The organism is Nocardioides furvisabuli, assembly GCF_021083185.1.
In the GTDB taxonomy this organism is placed as follows: Bacteria; Actinomycetota; Actinomycetes; order Propionibacteriales; family Nocardioidaceae; genus Nocardioides; species Nocardioides furvisabuli.
Map to the genome: position 1 here is coordinate 28956 of NZ_JAIGQB010000012.1, position 16375 is coordinate 45330.

Below are 16375 nucleotides of genomic sequence, written 5' to 3' on the forward strand. Positions count from 1 at the left end.
CGTGAGCGACCAGCCGTCCGGACGCGACGGGACCGTGGAGAGCGAGGAGTCGCGGCGCCGTCGGCTCTTCGCCGCCCTGGGTCGCGGTGACGTCGAGGACGGCCTGACCGAGCGGATCGTCGCGCAGTGGGTCCAGGCCCGCGCCGAGCGCCGCAGCGAGCCGGCCTTCACGACCGGCCCGTCCAACTTCAGCCGCGCCCAGGTGCCGTGGGGCCTCGACCTCGCCGCCGCCTGGTCGTGGCGCCTCATCGTGATCGTCGTCGCCGGCCTCGGCCTGCTGTGGACGATGCGCTACTTCGCCGTCATCACCCTGCCGATCGCGATCTCGCTGCTCATCGCCGCCCTCGCGGTGCCGGTGGTCGACGCGCTGCGCCGCATCGGGCTGCCGCGCGGGCCCTCGACCGGGATCGTGATGGTCCTGGGCATCGGCACCGTCGCGCTCCTGCTCACCTTCGTCGGCCAGCAGGTCGCCCAGGGGGCCAGCGACCTCGCAGACTCGGTCGTCACCGGCCTCGACCAGGTGCGCGACTGGCTGCGCAACGGACCGCTCGCGGTCTCGGAGTCCCAGCTCGACGGCTACATCGAGGAGATCCAGGGCGCCGTCACCGACAGCACCGGCACCGACGGCGTTGTCACCCGCGTCACCGAGGTGGGCACCGCCGTGGGGCACGTGGTGGCCGGCTTCTTCATCGTGCTCTTCTCCACCTACTTCTTCCTCGCCGACGGCGACCGCATCTGGTCGTGGATCGTGCGGCTGGCGCCCCGCGCCGCCCGCGAGCGCGTCGACGCCTCGGGCCGGGTGGCGTGGGTCTCGCTCACGCAGTTCGTCCGCGCGACGGTGCTGGTGGCGATGGCCGACGCGATCGGCATCATGGCCGTCGCCTGGTTCCTCGACGTGCCCTTCGTGGTCGCCATCGGCGTGCTGGTCTTCCTCGGCGCCTTCGTCCCGATGATCGGTGCGACCATCGCCGGCAGCGTCGCGATCCTCGTCGCGCTCGTCGACCAGGGCCCGCTGACCGCGCTCTTCATGCTGATCGGCGTCATCGTCGTCCAGCAGATCGAGGGCCACATCCTCCAGCCCTTCCTGATGGGCCGCTTCGTCTCGCTCCACCCGCTGGGCGTGATCGTGGCGATCGGCTGCGGCGTGCTGGTGGCCGGCATCGCGGGCGCGCTCATCGCCGTACCCCTCGCCGCGGCCGCCAACGCCGTCGCGCAGCACCTCGCGACCTACACCGGCGTCGGCGACGACGCCGACGAGGCGCTCCTCGACGACCTCGCCACCGACGGGATCCCACCCGACGCGGTGCCCGACAACGACAGCCCGGTCGGGGAGTCCGCCCAGCGCGACAACCACCCCGACCTCCAGCCCGACCTCCAGCCCGACCTCCAGCCAGACCTCCAGCCAGACCCCGACCTCCCCTCGCACAAGGACCCGTCATGACCGAGCAGGTGACCCTGGCCGACATCGTGGCTGCGCGTGAGCTCCTCGAGGGCGTCACCGTGACCACGCCGATGGAGGAGTCGCGCTGGCTCTCCGCGCTCGTCGGCGGCCCGGTGTCGCTGAAGTGCGAGAACCTCCAGCGCACCGGGTCCTTCAAGTCGCGCGGTGCCTACGTCCGCATCGCCGGCCTCCCCGCCGACGAGCGCGCGCACGGCGTGGTGGCGGCCTCGGCCGGCAACCACGCGCAGGGCGTCGCCCTCGCCGCGACCACGCTCGGGATCGCCTCGACGGTCTTCATGCCCGAGGGCGCGCCGATCCCCAAGGAGAAGGCGACCCGCGGCTACGGCGCCGACGTCGTCTTCCACGGCCGTTACCTCGAGGACTCGCTCGTCGCGGCGCGCGCCTTCGCCGAGGAGACCGGGGCGGTGCTCATCCACCCCTTCGACCACGTCGACATCGTCGCCGGCCAGGGCACGCTCGGCCTCGAGGTGCTCGAGCAGGCCCCCGACGTACGCACCGTGCTGGTGCCGACGGGCGGCGGCGGGCTGCTGGCCGGCGTCGCGATCGCGATCAAGGCGCTGCGCCCCGACGTACGCGTGGTGGGGGTGCAGGCCGAGGGTGCCGCCGCCTACCCGGGCTCGCTGGCCGCGGGGGAGCCGGTGGCGCTGGAGTCGATGCAGACGATGGCCGACGGGATCGCGGTCGGTCGCCCGGGTGACATCACCTTCGCCGCCGTGCGCGACCACGTCGACGAGGTCGTCACCGTGTCCGAGGAGTCGCTCTCACGCGCACTCCTCGCCCTCATCGAGCGCGCCAAGCAGGTGGTCGAGCCCGCCGGCGCGGCCGCCGTCGCAGCGCTGCTGGACAACCCGACCGGCTTCGAGACGCCGGCTGTCGCGGTGCTGTCGGGCGGCAACATCGACCCGCTGCTGCTCAGCAAGGTGATCCAGCACGGCCTCGCCGCCGCCGGGCGCTACCTCTACCTCCGCGTCTGCATCCCCGACCTCCCCGGCGGGCTCGCCTCGCTGCTGGCCGAGGTCGGCGCCGAGGGCGCCAACGTGCTCGAGGTCGCCCACGAGCGCATCTCCCCGTCGCTGACCCTCAACGAGGTCGAGGTCCGGATCCAGCTCGAGACCCGGGGAGAGGCGCACGCCGAGCACCTGAGGTCCCGGTTGCGCGAGCGGGGCTACCGCCTCGCCGACTGAGCGGTGGGTGCCGCACGTTCTGCGGTGTCGAAACCTGCCTCACCCACCGCTCCTACGCCGAAATGCCGAGGAGCGGTGAGTGGTGCAGGTTCTGTGGTCCCAGAACCTGTCTCACTCACCGCTCCGACGGAGGCGGCGTCAGCCGACGCTCAGGCCTTGTAGGGCTCCGCGTCGACGATCGTCACGCTCAGCTCCTTGCCGGTGGGCGCGGTGTAGGAGACCTTGTCGCCCTTGGACTTGCCGTTGATCGCGGCGCCCATCGCCGACTCGGGCGAGTAGACGTCGAGGGTGTCGCCCTCGGAGAGGTTCTCGCGGGCGCCGAGGAGGAACTTCTCGGTGTCGCCGCCGCCGAAGTCGACGGTGACGACCATGCCGGGCTCGACGACACCGTCGTCGGGAGGAGTCTCGCCGACCTCGGCACGCCGCAGCATGTCCTCGAGCTGGCGGATCCGGGCCTCCTGCTTGCCCTGGTCGTCCTTGGCGGCATGGTAGCCGCTGTTCTCCTTCAGGTCGCCCTCGTCGCGCGCGGCGGAGATCTTCTCGATGATCTCCTGGCGCTTGGGGCCCTTGAGGTCGTCGAGCTCGGCCTGCAGCTTGTCGTAGGCCTCCTGGGTCAGCCAGATGGTGCCCTGGTCGGTCATGTCGTTGCTCCTGCTTCGCGTCGGACCACGTGCGGGTGCGCCTCAGCGGCCCCGCACCGGGTCGGTTGGTGTCATCCGTCCGATCGGAGTCGGCGCGGCGACGGACATCGGCCAGCGCACCCGGACGGGCAGAACGATCAGGTTAGCAAGTCGGGCGCGAAAGCGCAGGCCGACGTCAGCGCGGGCGCGGCTGGTCGGGCGCCGTGCAGCCGAGCTTCTCCACGCTCGTGGCCCGCCGCTCGGTGCGGATGACCACCTCGTTGACGCCTGCGGCGGGCGAGAACTCGAGCTCGCCGACGGCCGTCTTGTCCTCCGCCAGGGCGCGCAGCCGGCAGCTGGCGTCGACGCCGTCGTCGAGCCGCACGTCGAGGCGGGCGGCCACCTCGTAGTCGCTGGTGACCTCGAAGGTCACCAGGTCGGACGTCACCGCCGGGGTGCTGTGGAACCAGGCCGTCCAGCCGAGCCAGCCGAGCCCGACCACGGCGAGGGCCACCGCGAGGGTGATGGTCACCGGTCGCCGCCACGGGGCGGGAGCGCCGTAGCGGTCGGCGAGGTCGGTGGTCACGCGTCCAAGCCTAAGCGGCGCCTCCTAGACTCACGCCCATGGCCCAGCCCCCTGCCGCAAAGCCCCGCACCGGGCTCCGGCTGATGCACGTCCACGCCCACCCCGACGACGAGTCGAGCAAGGGCGCCGCGTCGACGGCGAAGTACGTCGCCGAGGGGGTCGACGTCCACGTCGCCACCTGCACCGGCGGCGAGCGCGGTTCGGTGCTCAACGCCAAGATGGACCGGCCCGAGGTGTGGGAGAACATCACCGAGATCCGGCGCGAGGAGATGCACCGGGCCCGCGACATCCTCGGCATCCGCCAGGACTGGCTCGGCTTCGTCGACTCCGGCTGGCCCGAGGGCGACCCCAAGCCCCCGCTGCCGGAGGGATGCTTCGCGCTCGTCCCGCTCGAGGAGGCGACCGAGCGCCTGGTGCGGTTGATCCGGGACTTCCGCCCCCACGTGCTGACGACGTACGACGAGCGCGGCGGCTACCCGCACCCCGACCACGTCCGCTGCCACGAGGTCTCCGTCGCCGCCTACCACGCGGCCGGGGACCCGGAGCGGTTCCCCGACGCGGGGGAGCCGTGGCAGCCGCTGAAGCTGTACTACCACCACGGCTGGAGCTGGGCGAAGACCAACGCCCTGCACGAGGCGATGCTCGCCCACGACCTCGAGTCGCCCTACACCGAGCGCCTGGCCACCTGGGAGCGCGAGCCCGAGTGGGACGACCGCATCACCACCCGGGTGCCGTGCGGTGACTTCTTCGGCGTCCGTGACCAGGCGCTGCTGGCCCACGCCACCCAGATCGACCCCGACGGCATGTGGTTCGCGATCCCGCGCGAGATCCAGCAGAAGGTCTGGCCCACCGAGGACTACGAGCTGGTGCACTCCCAGGTCGAGAGCACCCTGCCGGAGGACGACCTCTTCGCCGGCATCCCGACCCCCGCTCCCTAGACGGTTGGTGGGAGACTGGAGCCATGCTCGACCTGATGCTCATCCTGCTGGTGGACGACCCCACGCCCGAGCCCACCGAGGTCAAGGCGGGGCCGCTGGCCTTCGCGATCTGGATCTTCATGATCCTCGCCGTGGTGGCGATCGGCTTCTTCCTCGTCCGGCAGCTGCGCAGGGCCCAGGCGAACAAGGACGCCGGGATGTTCGGCGACGAGCCGGTCGACCGGTCCGCGGCGCCGACCGACTCCGAGGACCGCTAGGCCTGCTCGGGAGCCCGGACCACCCGCACCAGGACATCCCAGGCCGTACGCCGCTCGGTGCCGCCGTGCTCGTCCGCCGCGTCGACCTCCCGCGCCACCCGCTCCGCGCGCACCACCTCGACCTCGATCCCCTCGAGGTCGGCCAGCACGTCCTCGGCGCTCATCAGCACCGCCGGGTCCTGCGGCCCGCCGGTTCCCTCGGCGAGGTTGGTCGAGTCGTGCGCCACCAGCAGCAGGGTGCCGCCCGGCGCCAGCATCGTCGCGGCGCCGCGCACCGCCCGGCGGCGGTCGGCGGCCGGGACCTGGAAGTAGGCCATCACGACGAGGTCCACGAGTGCGGGAGGCTGCCACGTCGTGGCGTCGGCGCGGACCCACGTGACGTCGAGGTCGCCCGCGAGCCGGGCCCCCTTGTCGAGCGCCACCTGCGAGAAGTCGACGGCGGTCGCCGACCACCCGCGTGAGGCGAGCCAGAGCGCGTTGCGCCCCTCGCCGGCGGCGAGGTCCACCGCCGTGCCCGGCGGCAGGTCGGCGAGCTCGGTGGCGACGAACTGGTTGGGCTCGCGCGACCAGACCAGCTCGCTGGCGGAGTAGCGCTGGTCCCAGGCGTCGGCGTCCATGTCCGACAGCCTAGGCCGGTCCGCGGGACCTGTGCTCAGGCAACGGCCACCAGTCGCAGCACCCGCGCCTCCTCGGGGTCGAGGACGGGGAGGGCGACGCCGACGGTGGCCAGCACGCGCCCGCCGAGCTCCGCACCGCGCGCCGACCAGGTCCCGCTGAGGTCCGCGCCACCCGGAGCGGGCGGCAGCTCCTCGGAGAGCCGGTAGGTGCGGTCGGGGTCGAGCCCGGTGAGCAGCAGCGGCGCCGGGTGCTGGGTCTCGGTCGCGGCGACGGTCGCGACGACGTACCACGCCTCCGAGCGGTCCGCGGCCACCACGCCCGTCACCAGCACAGCGGGGTCCGGGTGGTCAGGGTGCACCAGGGTGCCGGTGCCGATGAGCGGGCGGACCTGCTTGTGCAGGTCGATCCACGCGGCCAGCTCGGCGAGCGTCGCCTCGTCGAGGCGGGACATGTCCCACTCGATGCCGAAGGAGTGGAGCAGCGCCGTCGCCGCGCGGTAGCGCAGCGCGTGGGTGCGCCCGGTGGTGTGCGAGGTCGGTCCGCCCACGTGCGAGCCCATCAGCTCCGGCGGCACCAGCAGGGAGGTCCAGCGCTGGAGGTGCTGGCGCTCGAGCGGGTCGATGGTGTCGCTGGGCCAGATCCGGTCGGTGCGGGTCAGCACCTCGGCGTCCACGCGACCACCGCCCGACGAGCACGACTCGATCTCCAGCTCCGGGTGGGCTTCGCGCAGCTCGTCGAGGAGCCCGTAGGCGGCGAGCGTCTGCCCGTGCACCGCCGGGCGGCGGTCGTGGGTGACATCGGTGAGGTCGCGGTTGTGGTCCCACTTGAGGTAGGCGATGTCGAGGTCGTCGAGGAGTGCCAGCAGCGCGTCGCGCAGGTCGTCGTACGCCGCCTCGTCCTGGAGGTCGAGCACCTGCTGCTGGCGCCACGACGGTGGCACCTCCGTGCGACCCCGCAGCACCCGCTCGGGGTGTCGCCGGGCGGTCTCGGAGTCGAGGTTGACCATCTCCGGCTCGACCCACAGGCCGAACTCCATGCCGCGCCCGGTGACGTGCTCCACGAGCGGGGCCAGGCCCTGCGGCCAGACCTCCGCGTCGACCTGCCAGTCGCCGAGGCCAGCGGTGTCGTCGCGGCGCCCGAGGAACCAGCCGTCGTCGAGGACGAAGCGCTCGACACCCACTCCGGCCGCGGCGTCGGCCAGCTCCGCGATCCGCTCGAGGGAGTGGTCGAAGTAGACCGCCTCCCAGGAGTTGGCGATGACCGGGCGCTCGGTGCGCGCCCGCGGCGTCACCGCGCGCAGGTGCGCGTGCAGGCGGTGGCTCATCGGGTCGAGGCCGGCTCCGGACCAGGAGCCCAGCAGCCACGGGGAGCGGTAGGTCTCGCCCGGCGCCAGCACCACCTCACCGGGCTCGAGCAGCTCGCCGCCACCGACGAGGCAGTCGCCCTCGGGCGTGCGCTCGGCGTAGTGGGTGTGGTTGCCGCTCCACGCGGTGTGCACCGCCCAGACCTCACCCGAGCCGAAGGTGAAGCCGGGCGTCCCGGCGACCATCAGCAAGGTGGCGTCGTGGCCGGTCCGGCCGTGGCGGGCGTCGCGGCGGTGGGTGCCCTGCACCCAGCGGTGCCGCTGGGGGGTGCGTTCCTTGCACCAGCGACCGGTGAGGTCGAGGAGCTCGGTGGCGTGCGCGGCGACCGGCAGCGCGGTCAGGGCCGAGGCGAGGTGGAGCTCCCCCTCGGCGGTGTTGGTGACCGAGGTGCGCGCGTGGATCAGACCGGCGTCGTCGAGGCCGAGCTGGAGCGTCACCGACCAGCCGGCCTCGTCGTCGTCCGCGGTGGCGGTGATCGCGGCGTCGCCGACCAGGACCTCCCAGTCCACGAGGCTCGGCGCGGCGGCACCCGCGGTGCCGCCGACCCGGTGGCCCGAGAGCCCGGGCGTGCCGGAGAACCCACGTGTCACGTCAGGGACCACGCCGGTGAGGCGCGGGACGTCGTACGACGAGCGCGAGACGCCGGGGCGGCGTGCTGCTGCCAACGCGGCAAGGGCTCGGTCGTCGAGGTCACCGAGGGCGGCGCCCCAGTGGACGGCGGAGGGGATGCCGGCGTCGTCGCGCGCGAGGACGACGCTGACGCCGCCGCGGGTCAGGTGGACGGGATCGCGGCTCATGCGTCGTGCGCCTCCTCGAACGTGTCGTCGTGATCGTCGACCGGGTCGACGACGACCAGCTCGCCGACGTGGTCGGCGAGGGCTCCGCTGGCCTGCGCGGAGAGCCCGGAGTCCGTGACCAGCACCGCGGCCTCGGACAGCGCGGCCATGCTGCTCAGCCCGACCACGCCCCACTTGCTGGAGTCGGCGCAGACGATGAGGCGGCGCGAGCGCTCGATCATCGCGCGGTTGGTCTCCGACTCGAGCAGGTTCGGCGTGCTGAAGCCGGCGCGCACGTCCATGCCGTGCACGCCCATGAAGAAGGCGTCGACGTGCAGGCTGCGCAGCGACGACACCGCCACCGGCCCCACGAGCGCGTCCGACGGCGTGCGGAGGCCGCCCGTCAGCAGCACCGACGTGGTGGCCTCGCCGGTGCGGTGCAGCACGTCCGCCACCCACACCGAGTTGGTCACGACGGTGAGGTGGGGGATGCGGGCGATGTGCTCGGTGAGGGCGTGGGTGGTGGTGCCGGCGGAGACGGCGATCGCCATCCCGGTGTGCACCAGCTCGGCCGCCGCGGCGGCGATGGCCTCCTTCTCGCGCCGGCGCTGCACCGACTTGGCGGCGAAGCCCGGCTCGGACGACGAGGGCTCGGCCACGGCCAGCGCGCCGCCGTGCACCTTCTCCAGGAGCCCGTCGCGGTGCAGCGCCACGAGGTCGCGCCGGACCGTCATGTCGGAGACCCCCAGCAGCTCGACGAGGTCGGTGACGCGCACCGTCCCGTCGCGGCTGAGCTCGGCGAGGATCCGACCCCGGCGCTGGGCGGCGAGCATCAGGCCCCCTGGTCCACGCCGGCCTCGCGCACCACTGCGACCCCTCCGCCCGACACGACGAGGTCGCCCCCGACCGACCGCCCCGTCACCAGCTCCTGGCCGTGGACCGGCACCCGGGCCTCGGCGTCGCCGTGGTTGATCACGAAGAGCCAGCTCGCGTCGTCGCCGACCCGTCGTGTCACCTCGACGTCGGGAGCGGCCCCGGGCAGCTGCTCGAGGCCCGCCTCGGCGACCAACCGCTCGACGAGGCGGTCGGTGCCGGCCGGGTCGAGCCGGGTCGCGACGTACCACGCGGTCCCGCGGCCGGCCTCGCGGCGGGTGATCGCGGGCAGGCCGGCGGCAGGACCGTCGGCGTACGTCGCCACGGCCTCGGCGCCGACGAGCTCGAGGTCCTCGGTCCAGGTGTCGGCGCCGACCGTGTCGCCGAGTCCCTCGACCCGCACCGACTCGCCGGCCAGCAGCGGCAGGAACTCGGTCGTGCGGACGCCCAGCAGGTTGCGGAACGCACCCGGGTAGCCGCCGAGGCGGATGTGGTCGTGCTCGTCGACGATGCCGCTGAAGTAGGTCACGACCACGGTCGCGCCGGATTCGGCGGCCGCCTCGATCGCCGCGACGGTCCCGTCGCTGACGAGGTAGAGGGTGGGCACCACGACGAGGCGGTACGCCGACAGGTCGGCGCTGGGGTGGACCACGTCGACGCCCACACCCTGGGCCGACAGCGCCCGGTGCAGGTCCTCGGCACGATCGCGGTAGCGCACGTCGACGCTCGGGTGGGAGTCGAGCTCGCAGCCCCACCACGCCTCGTAGTCGAACAGGATCGCCGCCTCGTTGCGCGCCGTGCTGCCGGTGACGTCCTCGACCGCGTCGAGGACGCGGGAGAGCTCGACCACCTCGCGCCACTGGCGGGTGTCGGTGCCGGCGTGGGGGAGCAGCCCGGAGTGGAACTTCTCCGCCCCGGCACGCGAGGCGCGCCACTGGAAGAACAGCACTGCGTCCGCCCCGTGCGCGACGTGGGAGAGGCTGTTGCGGATCATCTCGCCGGGCCTCTTCGCCCGGTTGCGCGGCTGCCAGTTGACGGCGCTGGTGGAGTGCTCCATCAACAGCCACGGCCGGCCGTCCGCGGTGCCCCGGGTGAGGTCGGCACTGAAGGCGAGCTCACGGTGCGCGTCGCCCTCCGCAGCGATGACGTAGTGGTCGTTGGAGACCACGTCGAGCTCGCGGCCCCAGCGCAGGTAGTCCATCTCCATCGTCTGGCGCATCACCATGAAGTTCGTCGTCACCGGAACGCCGGGGGACAGGCGGTGCAGCACGTCGCGCTCCACGACGAAGTTGTCGAGGAGCTGGTCGGAGGAGAAGCGCAGGAAGTCCAGCTGCTGGGTGGGGTTGGCGTGCGCGGGGGCCGCCCGCGGCGGGAGCACCTGCTCGAAGTCGTCGTAGCGCTGCGACCAGAAGGCCGTGCCCCACGCGTCGTTGAGGCGGGCCACGTCGTCGTAGCGGGCGCGCAGCCAGGTCCGGAACGCCGCTGCGCTGACGTCGCAGTAGCACCGAGCGTTGTGGCAGCCGATCTCGTTCGACACGTGCCACAGCGCGAGCGCCGGGTGGTCCCGGTAGCGCTCGGCGAGCGCGGTGCAGAGGGCGAGGGCGTGCTCGCGGTAGACCGGCGAGCTGGGGCAGAAGGCCTGGCGGCCGCCGGGGGAGAGCGTGCGCCCGTCCTGGGTCACCGGCAGCATCTCGGGGTGGCGGTGCGTCAGCCACGGCGGAGGGGAGGCGGTGGCGGTCGCGAGGTCGACGCGGATGCCCGCGTCGTGCAGCTCGTCCATCTGCGTGTCCAGCCACGTGAAGTCCCACGTGTCGGGCGTCGGCTGCAGCCACGCCCACGAGAACACACCGAGGGTGACCAGGTCGACGCCGGCCTCACGCATCAGGTCGCGGTCTTCCAGGTGGGCGTCGCGGGACCACTGCTCAGGGTTGTAGTCGCCGCCGTACGCCAGAGGGGGCAGAGGGCTCGGCATGCCGCAACTGTGGCGACCCTCACAGGGGAAAGTCAACGCTTGGAGATGGAAAAGAGTTGGGAAATGTTCGAATTGTGACTACCTGGAACCTGCTGGGGGCTTGACGGGGCTGTGTCAGCCGTCACATGCTGTCCATCCTTGTTGGGTTTTGTCCTCTGGAGGCCGACGTGTCCCGCACCACATCCACCGCCATCCCCCGCTCCGCCGTCGCCACCATGGCTGCGACGCGACGCTCCGTCCTCCGGGGCATCGGGCTCAGTGGTCTCGCCGTCGGAGGGGCGAGCCTGCTCGCCGCCTGCGGTGGCGACGACGGTCCGGCGACCGGTTCCGGCGCCACCGTGAAGTTCGGCATCAACGAGGCCAAGGGGTCCGGTCCCGCCTACGACCGCCTGGCGGCCATGGCCGAGGCCTACACGGCCGAGACCGACACGGAGGTCGCGCTCAACGCCGTCGACCACAACACCTTCCAGGAGAGCATCAACACCTACCTGCAGGGCACCCCCGACGACGTCTTCACCTGGTTCGCAGGCTTCCGCATGGCGCAGTTCGCCGAGGCCGGCCTGATCTCCGACCTGAGCGACCAGTGGCCCATCGACGGGCTCAACGACTCCTTCAAGGAAGCCTCCACGGCCCCCGACGGCAAGCAGTACTTCGTGCCGGCCAGCTACTACCCGTGGGCGGTCTTCTACAAGAAGTCGGTCTTCGAGAAGAACGGCTGGACCGCACCGGAGACCAGCGACGACCTGTTCGCCCTCATGGACGACATGCAGGGCAAGAAGATCACCCCCTTCGCCTTCGGCGACAAGGACGGCTGGCCCGCGATGGGCACCTTCGACATCCTCAACATGCGCCTCAACGGCTTCGACTTCCACATGAGCCTGATGGCCGGCGACGAGGCGTGGGACGGCGACGAGGTCAAGCTGGTGTTCCAGACCTGGAAGGACCTGCTTCCCTACCACCAGGCCGACCCGCTCGGTCGCACCTGGCAGGAGGCCGCGACCTCGATGGGGAACGGCGAGTCCGGGATGTACCTGCTGGGCACCTTCGTGGTCGACGCCATCAGCGACGTCGCCGACGACCTCGACTTCTTCACCTTCCCGGCGCTCGACTCCAGCATCGGCGCCGACGCCCTGGACGCCCCGATCGACGGCTTCTGCGTGGCCTCGGCCGGGAAGAACCAGGACGCCGCCAAGGCGATGGTCAAGTGGCTCGGCAGCGCGGCGGCCGCCGACGCTGCCAACGCGGGCGCCGACGCCCCGTTCATCTCCGCCAACTCGAACGCCAGCACCAGCCCCTACACCGACCTGCAGAAGAAGTCGGCCGAGGTCGTGGGCGCGGCCGCCAACATCGCCCAGTTCATGGACCGTGACACCAACGCCGACTTCGCCAACACGGTGATGATCCCCTCGATCCAGGCGTTCCTGAAGGACCCCGACGACATCGACGGGATCACGGCGAGCATCCAGGAACAGGCCGCCTCGATCCTCGGCTGAGCCATGGCACACGTCGAGGAGGCGCCGCAGCAGGGCGCGAGCGCACCGCCCCAGGGCAAGGAGAAGAAGCTCCCGGCGAGGGACCGCTTCACCGTCATCACGATGGTGACCGTCCCGCTCGCCCTCGTCGTCCTGCTGGTGTGGGTGCCGGCGCTGCTGTCGGTGGTGCTGTCCTTCGGCAGGTGGAACGGGTTCGGTGACCTCGACACCATCGAGTGGGTCGGGCTGCAGAACTACGAGGACATCGTCACCATCTACCCGGCCTTCTGGCCGGCGATCCAGCACAACCTGATCTGGCTCGGCTTCCTGGTCGTCTTCCCGACGCTCCTGGGCATGTTGCTCGCGGTCGTCCTCGACCGGGAGATGAAGGGGAGCCGGGTCTACCAGACGGCCTTCTACATGCCGGTCGTGCTCTCGTTGGCGCTGATCGGCTTCATCTGGCAGCTCTTCTACTCCCGCGACCAGGGCCTGATCAACCAGGTCTTCGGGAGCGAGGTCGACTGGTACGGCGATCCCGACGTGAACCTGTGGGCCGTGCTCGTCGCCACGGCGTGGCGGCACACCGGCTACGTCATGCTCATCTACCTGGCGGGTCTCAAGGGCGTGGACGCCAGCCTGCGCGAGGCGGCTGCGGTGGACGGTGCCAACGAGGTGAAGACGTTCTTCCACGTCATCTTCCCCGTCATGCGACCGATCAACCTCGTCGTCGTGGTGATCGTGGTCATCGAGTCGCTGCGTGCCTTCGACCTCGTCTGGGTCATCAACAAGGGACGCAACGGACTCGAGGTCATCGGTGCCCTGGTCGCCCAGAACGTCGTCGGCGAGGCGACGCGGTACGGCTTCGGCTCCGCGCTGGCCGTGGTCATGATGCTGATCTCGTCGGTCTTCATCACCCTCTACCTGCGGACGGTCTTCCGAGAGGAGCGCTCCTGATGACGTACGAGACGCCGGTCGCCGCAGCACCCGCCCCGGTCAGGGCGACGCCCCCGACCCGCCAGGAGGGGGGCGTCCTGGGCAAGCGTCGTGGGACGGTCGCCACCGTGATCATCGCGCTGCTGGCGCTCGCCTGGCTCTTCCCGCTGATCTGGGCGCTGGCGAACTCCTTCCGGGACTACAACTACACCCAGGCCAACGGCTACCTCTCCTTCGGCGGCTGGACGACCAGCAACTACGAGGAGGCGTGGTCGCGCGGCAACTTCGGGCTGCACCTGAAGAACTCGCTGCTCATCACCGTCCCGGCGGTGCTGATGACGCTGTGGTTGTCGTCGATGGTCGCCTTCGTGCTCGCCCGGTTCAGCTATCGCTTCAACCTGACGCTGCTCGGGATCTTCCTCGCGGCGAACCTGCTCCCTCCGCAGGCGCTGCTGATCCCGGTGTTCAGGATGTTCCGCGAGATCCCGCTGCCGCTGTTCATGAGCGACTCCGGCTCGATGCTCAACAGCTTCTGGGCGCTGATCCTGGTCAACACCGCGTTCCAGATGGGGTTCTGCACCTTCGTGCTCAGCAACTACATGAAGACCCTGCCGCACGAGATCTACGAGTCCGCCGAGCTCGACGGCGCCAGCGTGTGGCGCCAGTACTGGCAGCTGACGATGCCGCTCGTACGCCCTGCGCTCGCGGCCCTGGCCACCTTGCAGGTGACGTGGGTCTACAACGAGTTCTTCTGGGCGACGGTGCTCATCCAGCAGGGCAACAAGCTGCCGGTGACGTCGGCGCTCAACAACCTGCGTGGGCAGTTCTTCACCGACACGAACCTGGTTGCGGCCGGCTCCATCATCGTCGCGCTGCCGGTGCTGGTGGTGTTCTTCGCCCTGCAGAAGCAGTTCGTCTCCGGGCTCACGCTCGGGTCGACCAAGGGCTGAGCGCCCGCGAGGAGCCTCAGTCGACGGCGCCGTCGTCGACGGTCCGCGCGTGCGGGCGGCCGGGGTCGTCGAGGACCGGCGTGGTCTCGCCGGCTCGCAGCGCCTCGAGCTGCGCGCAGACCGCGGTGCCGTAGAAGAACGCGACCGACGACAGCAGCGCCCACAGCAGCAGCGCGAAGATGCCGGCCAGCGGACCGTAGACGCTGCCGAACGACCCGCTCAGCGAGACGTACGCCGCCAACCCGGCGGTCGCGACGGTGGTGAGCGCCACCGCGATGCCCGAGCCGAGGGCCAGCCAGGAGAGGGCGGGCTGCTGCCGCCGCGGGGCGTGGTCGAGCAGCACCGCGATGGCGAACACCAGCAGGGCCAGCCCGAGCGGCCAGCGCAGGACGTTCCACCACAGGACGGAGCCGTCGGACCACCCGTAGTTCTCGGCCATCGCGTCGCCGAGCGCCCGGCCGCCGACGATCATCACGAAGCCGATGCCGACCGGCACCGCGAGCACGACCGTCAGCACGGCGGCGCGGCCGTACTTGTGCAGCGCCTTGCGGTCGCGCCGGATGCCGTAGATGCGGTTGGCGCCGCGCTCCACCTGTGCGAAGGCTGTCGTCATGGAGAGCAGGGCGAAGCCCAGGCCCAGGACGAGCGCCACCTCGCCGGCGATCTCGGAGGTGTCGGAGTCCTCCACCGCGGACGCCAGCGCGTCGCCGTCGCCGGAGCCGGGGGAGAGCGCGTCGACCACGTGTGCGACGACGGCGGCCGGGCGTTCCTCGTCGATGTCGGAGGCGAGACCGGTCAGCGCGAGCAGGAACGGCACGACCGCCAGGCACACCTGCAGCGCGAGGGCGCGGGAGTTGGTGAACCCGTCGCCGTAGCGGAACCGCACGAACGACTCGACAGCGATCTTGCGCAGGCCGTGGTGGCGGGCGAGGTGCCAGGCGTCCTCGGCGTCGAGCTCGTCACCGTCCATCTCGGTGGTGACGGGCACGGTGCGGGCGGTGGTCATGGCGGCACACTAGGGCTCTGCCGGGTCACGCAGCACGCAGTGGCCGGGCACCCCCACCCCGAGGAGCACCTGGTGAGCACCCCCGACCGCGGCCGCCGGACCAACTGGTCCGGGAACCTGACCTACGCCGCACGAGAGCTCGTCCGCCCAGCGAGCGTCGCCGAGCTGCAGGCGGTGGTGTCCGCCGCGTCCGCAGCCGGCGACCGGCTGCGGGCGCTCGGCTCGCGGCACTCCTTCTCGAGCGTGGCCGACACCGACGGGGTGCACGTCAGCACCCGTGACCTCGGCCTGTCCGTCGAGCTCCAGGGCGCCGACGGTGCGGTCGCGGTCGTCCCCGGCGCGATGACGTACGCGGAGGTGGCTCCGGTGCTCCAGGCGCGCGGCCGTGCGCTGCACAACCTCGGCTCGCTGCCGCACATCAGCGTCGCCGGCGCTTGTGCGACCGGCACCCACGGGTCCGGCGACGACCTCGGGTCCCTGGCGACGGCCGTGGTCGCCGTCGAGCTCGTGACCGCGTCGGGGGAGCTGGTGCGCCTCGACTGCGCCCACGCCGACTTCCGCGGTGCGGTGGTCTCGCTCGGCGCGCTGGGCGTGGTGACTCGGCTGTGGCTGCGCACCGAGCCGACCTACGAGGTCCGCCAGCGGGTGTGGGAGGGGCTGCCGGCGTCGGAGGTGGCCGAGCAGCTGCTGGCGGTCCTGGGAAGCGGCACCAGCGTGAGCGTCTTCACCGACCTGTCCGACCCCGCCACGGTCTCCTCGGTGTGGGTCAAGGACAGGCTCGACCGCCCGGGGACCCTGGCGCCCTGCCTGGCCTCCCGCGTCCCGGCCGCCCGGGAGGTGCACCCGGTGCCGGGGGTGGACCCGGCCGCTGCCTCGCCGCAGCAAGGGACGCCGGGGCCGTGGCACGAACGCCTCCCGCACTTCCGCGCCTCGCACGTGCCCAGCGTGGGGGAGGAGCTGCAGAGCGAGCTCTTCCTCCCCCGCGAGGCCGCCCCGCACCTGCTGCCCGCGCTCGCGCGCATCAGCGACCTCGTCGCGTCCGCGCTGCTCGTCCACGAGATCCGGTCCGCAGCCGCCGACGACCTGTGGCTCAGCCCGCTGCGTGGTCGCGACTCGGTCATGGCGCACTTCACCTGGCGGCCCGAGCCCGAGCTGGTGCTGCCGGCGCTGCGAGCCGTGGAGGACGCCCTGGCGCCCTGGGAGCCCCGCGCGCACTGGGGCAAGATCACCGCCACCCCCGAGCTCCGCGCACCGGCCGGGGCGTACGACGTGGCCGCCTTCGAGGCCCTTCGTGCGCGTCTCGACCCGGACGGGGTGTTCCGCAACGACCTGCTCCTGCCGCCGCGCTGAGTCCGGACGGGCTC

Annotated in this window: 15 protein-coding genes; 8 read left to right on the forward strand and 7 right to left on the reverse strand. The window is 71.9% G+C overall.

Going from position 1 to position 16375, the window contains the following annotated elements; translation table 11 throughout:
* Position 1: 1 nt before the first annotated feature.
* The gene (locus K4G59_RS18225; RefSeq protein ID WP_231252485.1) at positions 2–1441 is read left to right on the forward strand and encodes an AI-2E family transporter; all 1440 of its coding nucleotides are present in this window, start codon (positions 2–4) and stop codon (positions 1439–1441) included.
* Entirely contained in the window at positions 1438–2646 is a 1209-nt protein-coding gene (ilvA, locus tag K4G59_RS18230) for a threonine ammonia-lyase (protein WP_231252486.1), read from the forward strand. Before K4G59_RS18225 ends, ilvA begins: the two co-directional genes overlap by 4 nt.
* 149 nt (positions 2647–2795) lie before the next feature.
* Here ilvA and greA read toward each other — a convergent pair whose 3' ends face one another.
* Both greA and K4G59_RS18240 read right to left on the reverse strand, forming a co-directional pair.
* Positions 2796–3287, reverse strand: a complete 492-nt coding sequence (greA, locus tag K4G59_RS18235) for a transcription elongation factor GreA (protein ID WP_231252487.1) — start codon at positions 3285–3287, stop codon at positions 2796–2798.
* A 175-nt stretch (positions 3288–3462) separates the two neighbouring features.
* Complete coding sequence (locus tag K4G59_RS18240; RefSeq protein ID WP_231252488.1) at positions 3463–3852, reverse strand: DUF4307 domain-containing protein; 390 nt, start codon at positions 3850–3852, stop codon at positions 3463–3465.
* 38 nt (positions 3853–3890) lie between these two features.
* On the opposite strand from K4G59_RS18240, the gene mca reads away from it, so the two are divergent.
* Positions 3891–4790 (forward strand): mycothiol conjugate amidase Mca, encoded by a 900-nt coding sequence (mca, locus tag K4G59_RS18245; RefSeq protein WP_231252489.1) that lies wholly within the window; start codon positions 3891–3893, stop codon positions 4788–4790.
* A gap of 23 nt (positions 4791–4813) precedes the next feature.
* A complete protein-coding gene (locus tag K4G59_RS18250; RefSeq protein WP_231252490.1) occupies positions 4814–5047 on the forward strand; it encodes a hypothetical protein in 234 nt (77 codons plus the stop codon).
* Here the strand turns inward: K4G59_RS18250 and K4G59_RS18255 are convergent.
* The 4 genes from K4G59_RS18255 to K4G59_RS18270 are packed head-to-tail and all read right to left on the reverse strand — an operon-like array spanning position 5044 to position 10650.
* Entirely contained in the window at positions 5044–5664 is a 621-nt protein-coding gene (locus tag K4G59_RS18255) for a class I SAM-dependent methyltransferase (RefSeq protein ID WP_231252491.1), read from the reverse strand. The genes K4G59_RS18250 and K4G59_RS18255 overlap by 4 nt on opposite strands.
* 35 nt (positions 5665–5699) lie before the next feature.
* Positions 5700–7826 (reverse strand): alpha-galactosidase, encoded by a 2127-nt coding sequence (locus K4G59_RS18260; protein WP_231252492.1) that lies wholly within the window; start codon positions 7824–7826, stop codon positions 5700–5702.
* Entirely contained in the window at positions 7823–8638 is an 816-nt protein-coding gene (locus K4G59_RS18265) for a DeoR/GlpR family DNA-binding transcription regulator (RefSeq protein ID WP_231252493.1), read from the reverse strand. Before K4G59_RS18265 ends, K4G59_RS18260 begins: the two co-directional genes overlap by 4 nt.
* On the reverse strand, positions 8638–10650 hold the full coding sequence (locus tag K4G59_RS18270) for a beta-galactosidase (RefSeq protein ID WP_231252494.1): 2013 nt from the start codon (positions 10648–10650) through the stop codon (positions 8638–8640). The genes K4G59_RS18265 and K4G59_RS18270 overlap by 1 nt, the downstream gene beginning before the upstream one ends.
* 167 nt (positions 10651–10817) lie before the next feature.
* On the opposite strand from K4G59_RS18270, the gene K4G59_RS18275 reads away from it, so the two are divergent.
* Genes K4G59_RS18275 through K4G59_RS18285 form a run of 3 tightly spaced genes read left to right on the forward strand, consistent with a single transcriptional unit; the run spans position 10818 to position 14005 of the window.
* Positions 10818–12143: an ABC transporter substrate-binding protein gene (locus K4G59_RS18275; RefSeq protein WP_231252495.1), complete on the forward strand. Its 1326-nt coding sequence runs from the start codon at positions 10818–10820 to the stop codon at positions 12141–12143.
* Positions 12144–12146: 3 nt separating this feature from the next.
* On the forward strand, positions 12147–13076 hold the full coding sequence (locus tag K4G59_RS18280; protein WP_231252496.1) for a carbohydrate ABC transporter permease: 930 nt from the start codon (positions 12147–12149) through the stop codon (positions 13074–13076).
* Positions 13076–14005, forward strand: a complete 930-nt coding sequence (locus tag K4G59_RS18285; protein ID WP_231252497.1) for a carbohydrate ABC transporter permease — start codon at positions 13076–13078, stop codon at positions 14003–14005. Before K4G59_RS18280 ends, K4G59_RS18285 begins: the two co-directional genes overlap by 1 nt.
* A 16-nt stretch (positions 14006–14021) precedes the next feature.
* On the opposite strand, the gene K4G59_RS18290 is transcribed toward K4G59_RS18285, so the two are convergent.
* Positions 14022–15011 (reverse strand): YihY/virulence factor BrkB family protein, encoded by a 990-nt coding sequence (locus K4G59_RS18290; protein ID WP_231252498.1) that lies wholly within the window; start codon positions 15009–15011, stop codon positions 14022–14024.
* A gap of 72 nt (positions 15012–15083) precedes the next feature.
* Here K4G59_RS18290 and K4G59_RS20270 point away from each other — a divergent pair, with 72 nt between their 5' ends.
* Positions 15084–16361, forward strand: coding sequence for an FAD-binding protein (locus K4G59_RS20270; protein ID WP_308189434.1), 1278 nt, complete (start codon positions 15084–15086; stop codon positions 16359–16361).
* The last annotated feature ends 14 nt before the right edge of the window (positions 16362–16375 follow it).